The organism is Enterobacter sp. WCHEn090032, assembly GCF_003986875.1.
Lineage (GTDB): Bacteria > Pseudomonadota > Gammaproteobacteria > Enterobacterales > Enterobacteriaceae > Enterobacter > Enterobacter sichuanensis.
Genome location: NZ_RXRN01000005.1, coordinates 123,990 through 142,499, shown reverse-complemented (window position 1 = coordinate 142,499; position 18,510 = coordinate 123,990). Strand labels below are relative to the sequence as shown.

Genomic DNA, 18,510 nt, shown 5'->3' with positions numbered 1-18,510 from the left:
ATTAGCTGCGCAGACCGCGCCCGCGCTGGATCAGATACCAGCACAGCAGGTAGAAGGCGATGATGAACACCACCAGCACCGCCACCGTGGTAAACAGCGGCACATCGGTGATCCCGAGGAAGCCAAAGCGGAAACCGCTGATCATGTAGACAATCGGGTTCAGATGCGACAGCGCCTGCCAGAATGGCGGCAGCAGCGTCAGGGAATAGAACACCCCGCCCAGATAGGTCAGCGGCGTCAGCACAAAGGTCGGGATCAGGCTGATATCGTCAAACGTTTTGGCAAACACCGCGTTCAGCAGACCGGCCAGCGAGAAGAGGATCGCCGTCAGCAGCAGCGTCAGGGCCACAAACAGCCAGGAGTGCACCTGGAACGGCACGAAGAACAGCGAGATGGCCGTCACCAGGATCCCGACACACAAACCGCGCGCCACGCCGCCACCGACGTAACCCGCAATGATCACATGCGTTGGCACCGGTGCCACCAGCAGCTCTTCAATATTGCGCTGGAACTTGGCGCTAAAGAACGACGACGCCACGTTAGCATAGGCGTTGGTGATCACCGCCATCATGATCAGGCCCGGCACGATAAACTGCATATAGGTAAAGCCGTGCATTTCACCAATACGGGAACCAATCAGGTTACCGAAGATGATGAAATAGAGGGTCATGGTGATCACCGGCGGCACCAGGGTTTGCACCCAGATGCGCATAAAGCGGTTAATCTCTTTCGCCCAGATACTTTTCAGCGCGACCCAGTAAAGATGCGTCATGCCTTGTCTCCTTGTTTATCCTGCACCAGAGAGACAAACAGCTCTTCCAGTCGGTTCGCTTTGTTACGCATACTTAAAACCTGAATGCCCTGCGCGCTCAGTTGCGAGAACACGCTGTTAATTCCCTGCTCGCGCAAAACTTCCACTTCCAGCGTCGAGGTATCCACCAGACGATACTGGTACCCTTCAAGCTTGGGTAGCGGGCTTTTTGCCGCCAGATCGAGAATAAAGGTCTCTGATTTGAGCTTGGAGAGCAGATTCTTCATCGAGGTATTTTCCACCAGCTCGCCGTGCTGAATGATGCCGATGTTGCGGCACAGCATTTCCGCCTCTTCAAGATAGTGGGTGGTCAAAATAATGGTGGTGCCTTTGTCGTTGAGGTCTTTCAGAAAGCCCCACATGGAACGACGCAGTTCGATATCTACGCCCGCAGTCGGTTCGTCGAGAATGAGCAGTTTTGGCTCGTGCATCAGCGCACGGGCAATCATCAGGCGGCGCTTCATCCCGCCGGACAGCATACGCGCACGTTCGTTACGCTTTTCCCACAGATCGAGCTGTTTGAGGTATTTTTCACTGCGTGCTAACGCCTCTTTTCGCTCAACGCCGTAATAACCCGCCTGGTTGACGACGATTTGCTGCACCGTCTCAAACGGGTTGAAGTTGAACTCCTGCGGGACCAGCCCGAGCTGACGCTTGGCGTTCACCACATCTTTTTGCAGATCGTAGCCAAAGACGCTCACCCTGCCGGACGTTTTATTCACCAGCGAGCTAATGATACCAATGGTGGTCGATTTCCCCGCCCCGTTCGGCCCCAGAAGCGCGTAGAAATCCCCCGCCTCTACTTTCAGATCTATCCCGCGTAGCGCCTGAACGCCGCCCGGATAGGTTTTTTTTAGCTGCTCAAGCTCCAGTGCAATCGCCATGAAATAAACTTACCTTAGGTTCTGACACACGTTGTGTGGTTTCATTAAAAGTCGGGTTACCCTATAGTAGCGCAACGCAATTACTCGGTTACAGGTCGCTAACCTCCATGAACAACATAGATACACTCATCAGCAACAATGCACTATGGTCAAAAATGCTGGTGGAGGAAGACCCCGGATTTTTTGGAAAGCTCGCGCAAGCGCAGAACCCACGCTTTCTCTGGATTGGATGTTCCGACAGCCGGGTGCCGGCAGAGCGCCTGACAGGTCTTGAGCCCGGCGAACTGTTTGTTCACCGCAACGTCGCCAACCTGGTGATTCATACCGATCTCAACTGTCTTTCTGTTGTGCAGTATGCCGTTGATGTTCTGGAAGTTGAGCACATCATCATTTGCGGCCACTACGGCTGCGGCGGCGTGCAGGCGGCGGTCGAAAACCCGGAACTGGGGCTCATTGATAACTGGCTGCTTCACATCCGTGATATCTGGTTCAAACATAGCTCACTGCTGGGTGAAATGCCGCAGGAACGTCGTATGGATACCCTTTGCGAACTCAACGTGATGGAGCAGGTGTATAACCTGGGCCACTCGACGATCATGCAATCAGCATGGAAGCGCGGGCAGAAGGTCTCTATCCACGGCTGGGCGTACGGCATTCACGATGGTCTGCTGCGTAACCTGGAAGTCACCGCCACCAACCGGGAAACGCTGGAGCAGCGTTACCGTTCAGGAATTGCCAACCTCAAGCTTAAGCATGTGAACCATAAATAAAGCCGGGGGTTTTCTCCCTCTCCCACAGGGAGAGGGCCGGGGCCGCACTTACTCGTCCAGCAATACCACTTTCCCAACATACGGCAGATGACGATAACGCTGCGCATAGTCGATGCCGTAACCGACAACGAACTCATCCGGGATTGAGAAACCCACAAACTCGACCGGCACCTGCACTTCACGGCGGTCTGGTTTATCCAGCAGGGTGCAGATAGCCAGCGATTTTGGCTCACGCAGGCCAAGGATCTCGCGCACTTTTGAGAGCGTATTGCCGGAGTCGATGATGTCTTCGACGATCAACACATCTTTGCCACGAATATCTTCATCCAGATCTTTCAGGATTTTCACATCACGGGTTGTGGACATGCCGCTGCCGTAGCTGGAGGCGGTCATAAAATCGACTTCGTGCGGCACCTGCACTTCACGGCACAGGTCTGCCATGAACATGAAAGAGCCACGCAACAGACCGACCAGCACCATTTCGCTGCCGCTGTCCTTGTAATGTTCGGTGATTTGACGACCCAGTTCGGCGATACGCGCTTTGATCTCGGCTTCCGGGATCATCACTTCAACAGTATGTTTCATATTACTAACCACATGATTTTGATGAAAATCTCTCAATGCGAATACAGGGTATTCCGGCATCGATACGCAAGCCAGCCATTATACCAGTAAATGGCTACGCCTGGCGCATGAGTTATAAAAAGCAAATATTGTGATTCCGATCACACTTGTTAATACCTATAATTAGTTGCTAGCAAATTATTAACAAAAACTGACGAGTACACTTTCTATGGCTGAAACAAACTCTAAACAGCCGCGTCTACTGGTGACACTAACAGCGCTATTCGCCGCCTTCTGCGGCCTGTACCTGTTAATCGGTGGCGTCTGGCTGGTCGCGATCGGCGGCTCCTGGTACTACCCGATTGCGGGCCTGGTTATGCTTGGCGTAACCGTCCTGCTCTGGCGTAGAAAACAATCCGCACTGTGGCTTTATGCCGCATTACTCCTCGCAACCATGATCTGGGGCGTCTGGGAAGTCGGCTTCGACTTCTGGGCACTGACGCCGCGCAGCGACATTCTGGTGTTCTTCGGTATCTGGCTGATCCTGCCGTTCGTCTGGCGTCGCCTGATTGTGCCGTCCAGTGGTGCCGTTGCGGCGCTGGTGGTGGCCCTGTTAATCAGCGGCGGCATCCTGACCTGGGCCGGCTTTAACGACCCGCAGGAGATCAACGGGACGCTTAATGCAGAATCCACGCCTGCGGCGGCGATCTCGCAGGTCGCTGACGGTGACTGGCCAGCCTACGGGCGTAACCAGGAAGGCCAGCGTTACTCCCCGCTGAAGCAGATCAACGCCGACAACGTTAAAAACCTGAAAGAAGCCTGGGTATTCCGTACCGGCGATCTGAAGATGCCGAACGATCCGGGTGAACTGACCAACGAAGTCACGCCGATTAAAGTGGGCAACATGCTTTATCTGTGTACGGCGCACCAGCGTCTGTTCGCGCTCGACGCGGCCACCGGTAAAGAGAAATGGCACTTCGATCCGCAGCTGAACTCTAACCCATCCTTCCAGCACGTCACCTGCCGTGGCGTTTCTTATCACGAAGCGCGTGCGGATAATGCGAGCCCAGAGGTCATTGCCGACTGTCCTCGCCGCATTATGCTGCCGGTGAACGATGGTCGCCTGTTCGCGATTAACGCCGAAACGGGCAAGCTGTGCGAAACCTTTGCCAACAAAGGTATCCTCAACCTGCAGACCAACATGCCGGACACCACGCCGGGTCTGTATGAGCCGACCTCACCGCCCATTATCACCGATAAAACCATCGTGATTGCGGGTTCGGTTACGGATAACTTCTCCACCCGCGAAACCTCTGGCGTTATTCGTGGTTTCGACGTAAACACCGGTAAACTGCTGTGGGCCTTTGATCCGGGCGCGAAAGATCCAAACGCGATCCCGTCGGATGAACACACCTTTACCTTTAACTCGCCGAACTCCTGGGCACCGGCCGCGTATGACGCGAAGCTGGATCTGGTCTACCTGCCTATGGGTGTGACCACGCCGGATATCTGGGGCGGAAATCGCACACCGGAGCAGGAGCGTTATGCCAGCTCCATCGTGGCGCTGAACGCGACCACCGGTAAACTGGCCTGGAGCTATCAGACCGTTCACCACGACCTGTGGGATATGGACATGCCGTCCCAGCCGACGCTGGCGGACATTACCGTTAACGGTAAAACCGTGCCGGTGATTTATGCTCCGGCGAAAACCGGTAACATCTTCGTGCTGGACCGTCGTAACGGCGAGCTGGTCGTCCCTGCGCCGGAAAAACCGGTTCCGCAGGGTGCAGCAAAAGGCGACTACGTCACCAGGACGCAGCCGTTCTCTGACCTGAGCTTCCGTCCGAAGAAAGACCTCAGCGGAGCAGACATGTGGGGCGCCACCATGTTTGACCAGCTGGTGTGCCGCGTGATGTTCCATCAGCTGCGCTATGAAGGTATCTTCACACCGCCGTCTGAGCAGGGCACGCTGGTCTTCCCGGGTAACCTGGGGATGTTCGAATGGGGCGGGATCTCCGTTGACCCGAACCGTCAGGTGGCGATTGCCAACCCAATGGCGCTGCCGTTTGTCTCTAAGCTGATACCGCGCGGTCCTGGTAACCCGATGGAGCAGCCGAAAGACGCGAAAGGCAGCGGTACCGAAGCCGGTATTCAGCCGCAGTACGGCGTGCCGTTTGGCGTGACGCTGAATCCGTTCCTGTCTCCATTTGGTCTGCCGTGTAAACAGCCTGCCTGGGGTTATATCTCCGGTCTGGATCTGAAAACCAACGAGATCGTGTGGAAAAAACGTATTGGTACCCCGCAGGACAGCATGCCGTTCCCGATGCCGGTTCCGGTGCCGTTCAATATGGGTATGCCAATGCTGGGAGGCCCAATCTCTACCGCCGGTAACGTGCTGTTCATCGCGGCAACCGCAGATAACTACCTGCGCGCGTACAACATGACCAACGGTGAGAAATTGTGGCAAGGCCGTCTGCCAGCCGGTGGACAAGCGACGCCGATGACCTATGAAGTGAATGGCAAGCAGTACGTTGTCATCTCCGCGGGAGGTCACGGTTCGTTTGGCACGAAGATGGGCGACTATATTGTCGCGTATGCGTTGCCGGACGATGCCAAATAAATGCAAAACGGCAACGAAAGTTGCCGTTTTTAGTGTTTGTTCCCTCTCCCCGTGGGAGAGGGTCAGGGTGAGGGCATCAGGCCGCACCGCTTTATACGGTGAACCCCAGCATCATCCCCGTATCCTCATGCTCCAGCAGATGACAGTGCGCCATGTAGGCAAACTCTTTCGGTGCATCGTGGTCAAACTTCACCAGCACCTCACTGACGCCGCCTTCCACACGCACCGTATCCTTCCAGCCAGCGCGATGCGCATCCGGCGCTTTGCCGTTCTCAGAGAGAATACGGAACTGGGTGCCGTGGATATGGAACGGATGCAGCATCATGTCCCCTTCACCTGAAATCACCCAGCGCTCAAACTGCCCTTTTGCGGCAGCAAACATTGGCGTGTTCATGTCGAATGCTTTGCCGTTGATCATATTAGCGTTGTGGAAATCAAAGCCATGGTCACCGTGGTTCATGTTCCCCATACCGCCCATTTTGCCGTGGTCCATATTCATGTGGCCCATCATCTGTCCGTGATGCATTCCCGCCATCGCCTGATTACCGTATTTCTTCATCAGGGCCTGCATACCCATCATGTCGAGCATCGGGTCCATGGCGAGCTGGAGCTTCCGCTGGGTTAACCCTTCGAGGGACGGTAGTGCCGGGAGCGTAGTCAGGGTATCCGGCAGCGTACCGGAGGCCGTCACCTGCAGCGGCTGAATACGCAGCACCAGATGCGCCTTATCAAAGGGCGCAACCGCCATTCCCATCTGGCTAACCGGCAGCGTCACCAGGTCAAACGCTTTGCCGTCGCTGATATCCACCAGCACTTCAAAACGTTCCCCCATCAGCATCGGTAATTCATTCACCTTCACCGGCTCTGGCAGCAGTCCCCCGTCGCTGGCCACCACGTACAAAGGACGTTTATCGCTGGTGGCGAAATTGAGTGAGCGTGCGTTACACCCGTTGAGCAGGCGCAGGCGCAGCCAGCCTTTCGGTGCGGCGTGCTGAGGGTAAATCGCACCGTTGGTCAGCAGCGTATCGCCAAACCAGCCGACCGCCGCGCTCATGACGTCAAGCCTGTAGTCAATTTCCCCATCAGCGGTGAACTTCTTGTCCTGCACAATCACCGGCACGTCGTCGATGCCCCACTGTTCAGGCAGGCGCAGCAGACGGCTTTCGTCGTCTTCAATCAGCACCAGCCCCGCCAGCCCCATCGCTACCTGATGGCCGGTTTTGCCATGCTGGTGCGGGTGAAACCAGCAGGTTGCGGCGCGCTGTTGCGGCGTAAAGGTAACGCTGCGCTTGCCGCCCGCCTTGATGACCCCCTGCGGCCCGCCGTCCACCTCGCCCGGCACTTCCAGCCCATGCCAGTGCAGCGTCGTCTCTTCGGCGAGCGTGTTGTGGATATCTACCGTCACCGCCTGCCCTTTGCGTAACCGAAGCGCCGGACCGAGCAGATTGCCGTTATAACCCCACGTGGTGGCGCTGTGTGCGCCGAACGTCGTTTTACCGGACTGAACAACAAGCTGGATACGGCTACGGGCGTCAGCGGTCAGTAAGTCGGGAATGGGCAAGGCAGGTCTGTCAGCCGCAAAAACCGCGCGACTCCAGAGAGGTAAGGCGCTGGCCGCTCCCAGCGCGATGGAATATTTCAAAAAATCACGACGTTGCATGTTCATTTCCTTATTTCCAGCAGGCGATCTTTTGAGCATAAACCCTCCCCTTACCGGAAGGTCAAGTAAAGCGGCAATAATAAAGATCGTCGCACTGGCATCAAGTATGCTAACGTTAATTTTCCGTGAAGCAGTGGTAGAAGCAATGAAGACGTTTTTCAGGACAATTTTGTTCAGTAGCCTGATGGCAATGTGTGCGAACAGCTATGCGCTAAGTGAAAATGAAGCGGAAGATATGGCCGACTTAACGGCGGTTTTTGTATTCCTGAAAAATGATTGTGGCTACCAGAATTTACCCAACGGCCAGATTCGCCGCGCACTGGTCTTTTTTGCCCAACAGAACCAGTGGGATCTCAGCAACTACGACAGCTTCGACATGAAGGCGCTCGGTGAAGACAGCTACCGTGACTTAAGCGGTATTGGCATCCCCACTGCAAAAAAATGCAAAGCGCTGGCTCGCGATTCACTCAGCCTGCTCGCCTACGTGAAATAACCTTTCCGACGCCCCTTGTTGAACCTATAGCCGTGCAACCGCGGTTATAGTTAGCTATCATGTTTCGCTCATTTTTTGTGAGTGTAACGGATGTTAACAAAGGAGGAGTCCGCGTATGGCCGACCACACGTTGTGGCATGAAACACTGCATGACCAGTTTGGTCAGTACTTTGCCGTTGATAACGTGCTTTATCATGAAAAAACTGATCATCAGGATCTGATCATCTTCGAGAATGCCGCCTTTGGCCGCGTCATGGCGCTGGACGGCGTGGTGCAAACCACCGAACGCGATGAGTTTATCTATCATGAGATGATGACCCACGTCCCGCTTCTGGCGCACGGGCACGCAAAACACGTGCTGATTATCGGCGGTGGCGACGGCGCAATGCTGCGCGAAGTTTCCCGTCATCAGTCCATTGAAACCATCACCATGGTGGAGATCGATGCGGGCGTGGTCTCTTTCTGCCGTCAGTATCTGCCCAACCACAATGCCGGTAGCTACGACGATCCGCGTTTCAGGCTGGTGATTGACGATGGTGTCAACTTCGTTAACCAGACATCCCAGACCTTTGACGTCATTATCTCCGACTGTACCGACCCGATCGGTCCTGGCGCGTCGCTGTTTACCTCCTCCTTCTACGAAGGCTGCAAGCGTTGCCTGAACCCAGGCGGGATCTTCGTGGCGCAAAATGGCGTCTGCTTCCTGCAGCAGGATGAAGCGCTCGACAGCCATCGTAAGCTGAGCACCTATTTCGGCGATGTCAGTTTCTATCAGGCCGCTATTCCAACCTACTACGGTGGGATCATGACCTTTGCCTGGGCCACGGATAACGATGTCCTGCGCCATCTCTCCACCGAAATTATCCAGGCACGCTTCCATCAGGCAGCGCTCACGTGCCGTTATTACAATCCGGCGGTCCATACCGCAGCCTTTGCCTTGCCGCAGTACCTGCAAGATGCACTGTCCTCCCAGGGGGTGAACTAATTGAAAAAGCTTAAACTGCATGGCTTTAACAACCTGACCAAAAGCCTGAGTTTTTGTATTTACGATATCTGCTATGCCAAAACAGCGGAAGAGCGCGATGGTTACATCGCCTATATCGATGAACTCTACAACGCCAACCGTCTGACCGAGATCCTGACAGAAACCTGTTCGATCATCGGCGCAAACATTCTGAATATTGCCCGACAGGATTATGAACCCCAGGGCGCCAGCGTGACCATACTGGTCAGTGAAGAGCCGGTCGATCCGAAGCTCATCGACAAAACTGAACATCCGGGCCCGTTGCCGGAAGTGGTTGTGGCCCACCTTGATAAAAGCCACATCTGCGTACATACCTACCCGGAAAGTCATCCGGAAGGTGGGCTGTGCACGTTCCGCGCCGATATCGAAGTGTCGACCTGCGGCGTGATTTCCCCGCTGAACGCGCTGAACTATTTAATCCACCAGCTGGAATCGGATATCGTCACGATTGATTATCGCGTGCGTGGTTTTACCCGTGATATCAACGGGATGAAGCATTTCATCGACCATGAAATTAACTCCATTCAGAACTTTATGTCCGACGACATGAAATCGCTGTACGACATGGTGGACGTGAACGTCTATCAGGAAAACATCTTCCACACCAAGATGTTGCTGAAGGAGTTCGACCTGAAGCATTACATGTTCCATACCCGGCCAGAAGATTTGAGCGAAGAGGAGCGCAAGGTCATCACAGACCTGCTCTGGAAAGAGATGCGCGAAATCTACTACGGCCGCAATATTCCGGCCGTGTAAAACGCACGAGGAGCAAGGACGCTCCGGTAAGCTATTTCTGTTTCATGAATGCCCGGTACGCCGCCACAACCTGCAGAAAGTCCTCTACGCCGCACAGCGACAGGCTCTCTTCGTCGTAGTAGCTCATCCCTTCTTCCATCTCATCACCCGAAAATTCAAGCTGGTTGGCGCGCACCATCACCTCTTCGCCATCCATCCACAGCGTGTATTCGTGTCCGGCACGTTGCCAGGAACGTTCACTGCCTTTCACCGTATTTGCCGCCTGTTCTACTTCATCAAGCAGGGCGAGATTCTCTTTCACCTCTTCGTTAAACCAGTGTCCTACGGCTTCGTGGCCCATCGACATACGCACTTTCACCACCCCAGTGATGTCGCGCAGAAATTCGTAATCCATAGTGTTTTCCTCTGCAAAGCCATTACGGTAATTATCGCAGCAGAGAGGAAGAAAAAAAGCGTGAGAGGTGGGAGGAATGAAAATAAAAAAATACCCCTCACCCCCAGCCCCTCTCCCCAAAGGGGCGAGGGGGGTTATATTCCCTCTCCCCTTTGGGGAGAGGGCCAGGGTGAGGGGGTGGTTTTTATACCGCCGTCTGGAAGATAACCCCGTCAGCCTTCTCGGTGTATTGAGAGAGCTGGTCGAAGTTCAGATAGCGATAGGTATCCACCGCAGTCTTATCCACCTGAGCCACAAAGGTCTGGTACTCTTCCGGCGTTGGCAGTTTGCCAATCAGCGCCGCAACCGCCGCCAGCTCTGCAGATGCCAGGTAAACGTTCGCACCGGTGCCTAAACGGTTCGGGAAGTTACGGGTCGAGGTGGAGACCACCGTCGCGCCGTCGGCTACGCGCGCCTGGTTACCCATACACAGGGAACAGCCAGGAATTTCGATGCGCGCACCACTCTTACCAAACACGCTGTAGTAACCCTCTTCGGTCAGCTGAGCCGCGTCCATACGGGTTGGCGGCGCCACCCACAGACGGGTTGGCAACTGGCCTTTATGGGTATCCAGCAGTTTACCGGCAGCACGGAAGTGACCGATGTTGGTCATACAGGATCCGATGAACACTTCGTCGATCTTCTCGCCCTGAACTTCAGAGAGCGGACGCGCGTCGTCCGGATCGTTCGGCGCACACAGGATAGGCTCTTTGATATCCGCCAGATCGATGTCGATCACCGCCGCGTACTCAGCGTCAGCATCGGCTTCCAGCAGCTGCGGATCGGCCAGCCATTTTTCCATGCCCTGGATACGACGCTCCAGCGTACGACGGTCGCCGTAGCCTTCTGCAATCATCCACTTCAGCAGCACGATGTTCGAGTTCAGATACTCGATAATCGGCTCTTTGTTCAGCTTGATGGTACAACCCGCAGCGGAACGCTCAGCGGACGCATCGGTCAGCTCGAATGCCTGCTCAACTTTCAGATCCGGCAGACCTTCAATCTCCAGAATGCGGCCAGAGAAGATGTTTTTCTTACCTTTCTTCTCAACGGTCAGCAGGCCCTGTTTAATCGCATACAGCGGGATCGCGTGAACCAGGTCGCGCAGGGTGATACCCGGCTGCATTTTGCCTTTGAAACGAACAAGTACGGATTCAGGCATATCCAGCGGCATCACGCCGGTCGCCGCCGCGAACGCCACCAGACCAGAGCCCGCCGGGAAGGAGATACCAATTGGGAAACGGGTATGGGAGTCACCGCCGGTACCCACAGTATCCGGCAGCAGCATACGGTTCAGCCAGGAGTGGATCACGCCGTCGCCCGGACGCAGGGAAACACCACCACGGTTCATGATGAAGTCTGGCAGCGTGTGGTGCGTGGTCACGTCAACCGGTTTCGGATATGCCGCGGTGTGACAGAAGGACTGCATCACCAGGTCAGACGAGAAGCCCAGGCACGCCAGGTCTTTCAGCTCGTCACGGGTCATTGGGCCAGTGGTGTCCTGAGAACCGACGGAGGTCATCTTAGGTTCGCAGTAAGCACCCGGACGAATGCCGGCGACGCCGCACGCGCGGCCCACCATTTTCTGCGCCAGCGAGTAACCGCGATTGCTTTCCGCGACGTCTTTCGCGCGACGGAAAACGTCTGAGTGCGGCAGACCCAGCGCTTCACGCGCTTTGGTCGTCAGGCCACGGCCGATGATCAGTGGGATACGGCCACCGGCGCGCACTTCATCGATCAGCACGTCGGTTTTCAGCTCAAAGCTCGCCAGCAGTTCGTTAGTTTCGTGGTTACGCACTTCCCCTTTGTACGGGTAAACGTCAATCACGTCGCCCATATTCAGGTTAGAAACATCCACTTCGATCGGCAGTGCGCCGGCATCTTCCATGGTATTGAAGAAGATGGGTGCAATTTTACCGCCGAGGCACAGGCCGCCACCGCGTTTGTTCGGCACATGCGGAATATCGTCACCCATGAACCACAGCACGGAGTTGGTCGCAGATTTACGGGAAGAGCCGGTCCCCACAACGTCACCCACGTAGGCCAGCGGGAAACCTTTTTTCTGTAAGGCTTCGATCTGTTTGATCGGGCCCACGACGCCTGGCTGATCCGGTTCGATACCTTCACGGGCGTTTTTCAGCATTGCCAGGGCGTGCAGAGGGATATCCGGGCGAGACCACGCATCCGGCGCCGGAGAGAGGTCATCGGTGTTGGTTTCACCGGTCACTTTGAAAACAGTGACAGTAATTTTTTCAGCCAGAGCAGGACGGTTCAGGAACCATTCGGCATCAGCCCAGGATTGCATGACCTGCTTCGCATAGACGTTGCCTGCTTTGGCTTTTTCTTCCACATCGTAGAAGTTATCGAACATCAGCAGCGTGGAAGAGAGCGCTTTAGCGGCAATCGGAGCCAGCTTGTCGTTATCCAGCGCGTCAATCAGCGGATGAATGTTGTAACCACCCTGCATGGTGCCGAGCAGTTCAATGGCTTTTTCAGGAGTAACCAGTGGGGAGGTGGCTTCGCCTTTGGCGATAGCAGCAAGGAATCCGGCTTTTACGTAGGCAGCTTCATCTACGCCAGGCGGTACGCGGTTGATCAGCAGATCTAACAGGAATTCTTCTTCGCCCTTAGGCGGGTTCTTCAGCAGCTCGACGAGCGCGGCCATTTGGGTTGCATCTAACGGTTTGGGTACAATTCCCTCGGCGGCACGTTCTGCTACGTGCTTACGGTATTCTTCTAGCACGACGGTTCTCCTCGCTCTCATTGTCATATGCGGCGGGCGTTCTCTTCACGCTCCTGTGAGACAGCAGTTTGTAGGGTAAATGCCCGATACCGCGTCGGGCAGCATAGCAGGATTTCTGCACAGTGTTAATCCGTTTACAAAAAAGCAACATTAAAAAGTTTGCTGAATCGTTAAGCATGGTGTAGCGGAGAGATGAGGCGAATTTTGGGTACAAAAAAACCGCCTCACAGCGGTTAATTTGTTGCCTTGCGGTGGTAGCACACCGGGCTGGCAGATTTGCGGCAATACACTCGACACTGATATTGCTCTTCAGTAAGAAAATCTGCAAGTCCCTTCCTGGCGTTTACGAGCCGCCATCCAGTTTCGGATGAAAAAGGATGCAACTGCATTTTCCCGCTTCTCAGCGCTTACCTACTGTAATACTGTTGCACCCGGCCTGCTTCGCTGGTGTAGCAACCAGTCACCGGGCCCGGGAGCAGTGCCGTAACCTACGCGGCAATACACTCATTTGCCTGGTTCTGCCTTTCCCGGTGGGGAATGAACCCGCGTAGCCTTTACAGGAACGCACGCAATGGAGATGCGAATCACTGCGCTGATCGTTGCGCTCGGTTTACTGCTTACCGCACTCCACGGTGGCTGGAATATATCCGACATCACGGTGCTGTTCGTCGTTAACCTCGGCAACTAGCTGCTGGCCGCTCGCAAGAGCGGCCTTCTGAATTCCCTGCGGTTTTTCCCGCATCGCATATAATTGTGTAATAAATACTCACACTCTTTATCCGGACGTACCGGACGCTTCCCAATAAAAGTCAAAACAGTAAAAGACGGGTGAATAATACTCACGCCAACCGTAACGCCTCACGGCACAGCGCTGGTCTCGTTGGAGTCATTTTATGAAGTTGCCCTTTAAACCACATCTGCTTGTCCTTCTCTGCAGTGCCGGGCTGCTTGCCGCCTCAGGCGTCATGTTTGTCAAAAGCCGTGCAACGGAACCCGTTGCGCCTGCCCCCGTCGCACAACAACCGACTGCACCGGCTACGCCTGCCGCAGCACAACCCGCCCCTGTCGTCGCGCCAACGTATTCTGCCGCGCAGATCGATCAGTGGGTTGCTCCCATCGCGCTCTACCCGGACGCCCTGCTGTCACAAATTTTAATGGCCTCGACTTATCCGGCCAACGTGATCCAGGCGGCCCAGTGGTCAAAAGATAACCCTAAAATGGAAGGGGACGCCGCGATTCAGGCCGTCGCCAGCCAGCCCTGGGATCCCAGCGTAAAATCGCTGGTCGCCTTCCCTCAGCTTATGTCGCTAATGGGAGAAAACCCGCCGTGGGTTCAAAATTTAGGTGATGCGTTCCTCGCGCAACCGAAAGATGTGATGGATTCCGTTCAGCGCCTGCGCGCGCTGGCACAGAAGACCGGCGCCCTGCAATCGACGCCTCAGCAGACGGTCACCACCGTGACAAAACCGGCACCGGCGAAAACCAGCACCGCCGAATCAACCACAACCACCGCATCTGCGCCCGCCCCAACGGTGATCAAAATTGAATCCGCCGACCCGCAGGTCGTTTACGTTCCCACCTATAACCCCAATACGGTTTACGGGACCTGGCCAAACACCGCCTATCCACCAACGTATCTCCCACCGTCACCCGGGGAGCAGTTTGGTAACAGCTTCGTCAACGGCTTAGGTTTCAGCCTGGGTGTCGCCACAACCTATGCCATTTTCAGTAGCATTGACTGGGATGATGACGATGACTGGGATCATCACCATGACGACTGGGATAATCACGGCGGCTATAACCGCAACGGTGATAACAACATCAATATTAACGTTGAGAACTTTAATAAAATCAGCGGACAGCGCCTGACGGACGCCAACCGTACCTGGCAGCATAACCCGGCTTATCGGGAAGGGGTGCCCTACCCCACGAATCAGCTCAACTCGCGATTCCACTCCACCAGCACGGCAACCGGGTTAAGTTCAACACAGCAAAAACCGGTTAACCGCGACAGCCAGCGTCAGGCGGCCCTGAGCCAGATGGAGAAATCAACGGGTAAAACCTTCCCCCAAACGGCGCGTCCTGCCACGAAAGATATGCAACGTCAGGCCTCAAGCGAACAGCTGAAGCAGATTTCGCAACGCAATAACTACCGTGGCTACGACACCAACCCGCAGACGGTGAAGCGCGCCACCACGCAGCAGCGAGAAAGCCGTCAGGCTGCAACCCAGAGACAAGAGAAACGGGTTTCACAACCTGCGCAGCAGCGCACGCTTCAGCAGCGAAACAGCCAGCCCCGGGCCAACGCGCTGAGCGGCAACGACAGCCGCTCCGCGAACTGGCAGGCGCAGCAGCAACGTGGTGCGCAAAGCAGACAACTCGCCGCCCGCCAGCAGCAGACGCGTCAGGCATCTGCTGGACGCGCTGAACGCCGTGAAATTCGACATCGCTAAGGGAACCGACATGAAAAGTAAACTTCTCAGTGGACTGGTGCTGTTCATGCTTTCCGCTTCGGCGATGGCGCAGCAAGCCTTTACCACGCCCGACCAGGCGACCGATGCGCTGGCAAAAGCCATAAGCGAGCATAACGAGCGCGCGATGAGCAATCTGCTTGGCGAGAACTGGCGCGATTTTCTGCCTCCGGAAGGCGTTGACCCGGATGCCGTCGATCGTTTCCTGCGCGACTGGAAAGTGCGTCATAACACCGTTGTCGAAGGAGATACGGCGCATCTTGTCGTTGGCGACAGCGGCTGGCAGCTTCCTATTCCGGTGATTAAAACCAGCGCTGGCTGGCAATTCGATATCAAAGAAGGTGCTGAAGAGATCCTGACCCGCGAAATCGGACGTAACGAGCTCGCCGCCATTGAAGCGTTACATGCCTATGTTGATGCGCAGCAAAGCTACTTTGCGATGAACCAAACCTACGCGCAGAAAATTGTGAGTTCGGAAGGGAAAAAAGACGGTTTGTACTGGCCCGCGTCACCCGGGGAAGCCCCCAGCCCGCTCGGCCCGGCATTTAGCCCGAAAGAACCGGGTACCGGCTATCACGGCTACCGTTTCCGGATCCTGCCGGAGAGCAACGGTTTCGCGATGGTGGCCTGGCCGGTCAGCTATGGCCAGACGGGCGTAATGAGCTTTGTGATAAACCAGGACGACAAGGTTTACCAGGCCGATCTCGGTAGCGATTCGGCGCAGAAAGCCCAGGCGATCACCTCATATAACCCGGATAAAACCTGGCAACCCGTCGCGCCCTGAATGCCGCCAACGGGCTGAGTGTTATAAGCCGGGTATGGCAGCGCTGCCACCCGGCTTTTTAACTTACAGAATATTGGCGACCGATTTCGCCAGCTGCGCTTCGAGAACCGGTTTCGCTTCCTCGAACTTCAGATTGACTTTGTTAGCGTTCGATACCACGCGGGTCTGATACTTCGCGCGATCGCCCTGCTCGCTGCTGGTTTGCAGTTTCACGCCAGACGTCCCCTGACGCAGCGCCGCGATGTTATCGGTAGTAACTTTCGCTTTGCTACGCTCAGAGATCTGCAGGTCGGTCACCATGGTGTAGTTCACATCTTCCACCATCGCATCGGCAGCCATGCCGATCAGACCAGCGGCCAGGCCTACGCCCAGCGCCGCCCCCGAAGAATTACTGTTATAGGCAGTGATACCGGCACCCAGTGCAGCGCCAACGGCGGCACCTTCATAACCGGTTTTCAAATAGCCCTGGGCTTCGCGCAGGTCCATTTTGTCCGCTTTAAGGACGTTAGCCTGCACCCAGTAGTAGGCGCTGTCAGGCGAGGACGTGACTTTGTACCCTTTGGCGCTCAGATCGTTTGCCAGCAGCGTCTGCAGGTTGCTCATGTCTTTATCAGAGGTATTTTTGACCTGAATGTAGACCGTCTTCTCACTGGATGGCTCAAGCCAGATGGTTTCACTCATCTGCGTTTTTACTTCCAGGTTGCGCTTCTTCACCGCCGTCGTCATCGCGCCGCACCCGGTCAGCGTCATCACTGCCGCTAATAAGCCAATCCCCATCACTTTCTTCAAAGACATGTTATTTCCTTTTTGCGTGTAATCAAAAATCCAGATCGTTAACCGTGCGGCCAGTAGCTACACAATGGTGAAAAAAGTATCGGCAGACAGACGCAAATTTTTAGGGGAAATAACAATAAGTTACCTACCATAACGGGTAGTTTTCAGGCAAAAAAAACGCCTCCAGAGGAGGCGTCAGGCAATCACGGAAGAAACTTACTTCTTCTTCGCTTTTGCGTTTGGCAGGTCGGTAATGCTGCCTTCGAACACTTCTGCCGCCAGGCCAACGGACTCGTGCAGAGTCGGGTGAGCGTGGATGGTCAGCGCGATGTCTTCCGCGTCGCAGCCCATTTCGATAGCCAGACCGATTTCACCCAGCAGCTCGCCGCCGTTGGTACCGACAATAGCACCACCGATAACGCGGTGAGTCTCTTTGTCGAAGATCAGTTTGGTCATACCGTCTGCGCAGTCGGACGCGATAGCACGGCCAGAAGCCGCCCACGGGAAGGTGGCCGTTTCGTAGCTGATGCCTTTCTCTTTCGCTTCTTTCTCAGTCAGACCCACCCATGCAACTTCTGGCTCGGTGTAAGCGATAGATGGGATCACTTTCGGATCGAAGTAGTGTTTCATGCCTGCGATAACTTCAGCGGCAACGTGACCTTCGTGAACACCTTTGTGCGCCAGCATTGGCTGACCGACGATATCGCCGATAGCGAAGATGTGCGGCACGTTAGTGCGCAGCTGTTTGTCAACGCGGATGAAACCACGGTCGTCCACTTCCACGCCAGCTTTGCCCGCGTCGAGGTTTTTACCGTTCGGCACACGGCCGATAGCCACCAGCACGGCGTCGTAACGCTGTGGTTCGGATGGGGCTTTTTTGCCTTCCATGGAAACGTAAATACCGTCTTCTTTCGCTTCAACGGCAGTCACTTTGGTTTCCAGCATCAGGTTGAATTTCTTGCTGATGCGTTTGGTGAAGACTTTAACGATGTCTTTGTCTGCAGCCGGGATAACCTGGTCGAACATTTCAACCACGTCGATCTCTGAACCCAGCGCATGGTATACGGTACCCATTTCCAGACCGATGATACCGCCGCCCATAACCAGCAGGCGTTTTGGAACGGTTTTCAGTTCCAGTGCATCGGTGGAATCCCACACGCGTGGATCTTCATGTGGAATGAATGGCAGTTCGATTGGGCGAGAGCCTGCCGCGATGATCGCGTTGTCGAAGTTGATCACGGTTTTGCCGTTTTCGCCTTCAACTTCCAGGGTGTTCGCACCGGTGAATTTACCCAGACCGTTAACCACTTTCACTTTACGGCCTTTGGCCATACCCGCCAGACCGCCGGTCAGCTGAGTGATAACTTTCTCTTTCCAGGTACGAATCTTGTCGATATCGGTTTTCGGCTCGCCGAAGACGATACCGTGTTCAGCCAGTGCTTTGGCTTCTTCGATAACTTTCGCTACGTGCAGCAGCGCTTTAGAAGGGATACAGCCGACGTTCAGACAAACACCGCCGAGGGTGCTGTAACGTTCTACGATGACGGTTTCCAGACCTAAATCCGCTGCGCGGAATGCTGCGGAGTAACCTGCTGGGCCTGCCCCAAGTACTACGACCTGAGTTTTGATTTCTGTGCTCATCATGACCTCTTAATTTATACCCGTCGTCCACCGGGTCGTTCTATCCGCCCGTATTTTACAAAATTGTTAACAATTTTGAAAC

15 protein-coding genes are annotated in these 18,510 nt (G+C 55.2%); 7 read left to right on the top strand and 8 right to left on the bottom strand.

Going from position 1 to position 18,510, the window contains the following annotated elements; all coding sequences use genetic code 11:
- Position 1 precedes the first annotated feature (1 nt).
- Positions 2–772, bottom strand: coding sequence for an ABC transporter permease (locus EKN83_RS06095; protein ID WP_023334536.1), 771 nt, complete (start codon positions 770–772; stop codon positions 2–4).
- Complete coding sequence (locus tag EKN83_RS06090; protein ID WP_045285856.1) at positions 769–1,695, bottom strand: ABC transporter ATP-binding protein; 927 nt, start codon at positions 1,693–1,695, stop codon at positions 769–771. Before EKN83_RS06090 ends, EKN83_RS06095 begins: the two co-directional genes overlap by 4 nt.
- A gap of 107 nt (positions 1,696–1,802) precedes the next feature.
- On the opposite strand from EKN83_RS06090, the gene can reads away from it, so the two are divergent.
- Positions 1,803–2,465, top strand: a complete 663-nt coding sequence (can, locus tag EKN83_RS06085) for a carbonate dehydratase (RefSeq protein WP_013095615.1) — start codon at positions 1,803–1,805, stop codon at positions 2,463–2,465.
- A gap of 48 nt (positions 2,466–2,513) precedes the next feature.
- Here the strand turns inward: can and hpt are convergent, their stop codons facing one another.
- Complete coding sequence (hpt, locus tag EKN83_RS06080) at positions 2,514–3,050, bottom strand: hypoxanthine phosphoribosyltransferase (protein WP_025756787.1); 537 nt, start codon at positions 3,048–3,050, stop codon at positions 2,514–2,516.
- Positions 3,051–3,258: 208 nt separating this feature from the next.
- Here hpt and EKN83_RS06075 point away from each other — a divergent pair, with 208 nt between their 5' ends.
- Complete coding sequence (locus EKN83_RS06075) at positions 3,259–5,649, top strand: glucose/quinate/shikimate family membrane-bound PQQ-dependent dehydrogenase (protein ID WP_025756786.1); 2,391 nt, start codon at positions 3,259–3,261, stop codon at positions 5,647–5,649.
- Between the two features lie 91 nt (positions 5,650–5,740).
- Here EKN83_RS06075 and cueO read toward each other — a convergent pair whose 3' ends face one another.
- Positions 5,741–7,309: a multicopper oxidase CueO gene (gene cueO, locus EKN83_RS06070; protein ID WP_126800509.1), complete on the bottom strand. Its 1,569-nt coding sequence runs from the start codon at positions 7,307–7,309 to the stop codon at positions 5,741–5,743.
- A 145-nt stretch (positions 7,310–7,454) separates the two neighbouring features.
- Here cueO and EKN83_RS06065 point away from each other — a divergent pair, with 145 nt between their 5' ends.
- The 3 genes from EKN83_RS06065 (at position 7,455) to speD (ending at position 9,582) form a co-directional block, all read left to right on the top strand.
- A complete protein-coding gene (locus EKN83_RS06065) occupies positions 7,455–7,802 on the top strand; it encodes a YacC family pilotin-like protein (protein WP_025756784.1) in 348 nt (115 codons plus the stop codon).
- A 115-nt stretch (positions 7,803–7,917) separates the two neighbouring features.
- Complete coding sequence (speE, locus tag EKN83_RS06060; RefSeq protein ID WP_126800508.1) at positions 7,918–8,787, top strand: polyamine aminopropyltransferase; 870 nt, start codon at positions 7,918–7,920, stop codon at positions 8,785–8,787.
- On the top strand, positions 8,788–9,582 hold the full coding sequence (gene speD, locus EKN83_RS06055) for an adenosylmethionine decarboxylase (RefSeq protein WP_025756782.1): 795 nt from the start codon (positions 8,788–8,790) through the stop codon (positions 9,580–9,582).
- 31 nt (positions 9,583–9,613) lie between these two features.
- Here the strand turns inward: speD and yacL are convergent, their stop codons facing one another.
- Entirely contained in the window at positions 9,614–9,976 is a 363-nt protein-coding gene (yacL, locus tag EKN83_RS06050; protein WP_014830673.1) for a protein YacL, read from the bottom strand.
- A gap of 184 nt (positions 9,977–10,160) precedes the next feature.
- Positions 10,161–12,758 (bottom strand): bifunctional aconitate hydratase 2/2-methylisocitrate dehydratase, encoded by a 2,598-nt coding sequence (gene acnB, locus EKN83_RS06045; protein WP_032672437.1) that lies wholly within the window; start codon positions 12,756–12,758, stop codon positions 10,161–10,163.
- 893 nt (positions 12,759–13,651) lie between these two features.
- Between acnB and EKN83_RS06040 the strand changes: the two genes are divergently transcribed.
- Together EKN83_RS06040 and EKN83_RS06035 are read left to right on the top strand one after the other, a co-directional pair.
- The gene (locus tag EKN83_RS06040; protein ID WP_126800507.1) at positions 13,652–15,211 is read left to right on the top strand and encodes a DUF3300 domain-containing protein; all 1,560 of its coding nucleotides are present in this window, start codon (positions 13,652–13,654) and stop codon (positions 15,209–15,211) included.
- Positions 15,212–15,221: 10 nt separating this feature from the next.
- Positions 15,222–16,013: a DUF2950 domain-containing protein gene (locus EKN83_RS06035; RefSeq protein WP_104556626.1), complete on the top strand. Its 792-nt coding sequence runs from the start codon at positions 15,222–15,224 to the stop codon at positions 16,011–16,013.
- A gap of 63 nt (positions 16,014–16,076) precedes the next feature.
- Here EKN83_RS06035 and traT read toward each other — a convergent pair whose 3' ends face one another.
- Both traT and lpdA read right to left on the bottom strand, forming a co-directional pair.
- Positions 16,077–16,808 carry a conjugal transfer complement resistance protein TraT gene (gene traT / locus EKN83_RS06030; RefSeq protein ID WP_025756777.1) on the bottom strand — a complete coding sequence of 244 codons (732 nt, stop codon included), beginning with the start codon at positions 16,806–16,808 and terminating at the stop codon, positions 16,077–16,079.
- Between the two features lie 195 nt (positions 16,809–17,003).
- Complete coding sequence (lpdA, locus tag EKN83_RS06025) at positions 17,004–18,428, bottom strand: dihydrolipoyl dehydrogenase (RefSeq protein ID WP_003856313.1); 1,425 nt, start codon at positions 18,426–18,428, stop codon at positions 17,004–17,006.
- Between the last annotated feature and the right edge of the window lie 82 nt (positions 18,429–18,510).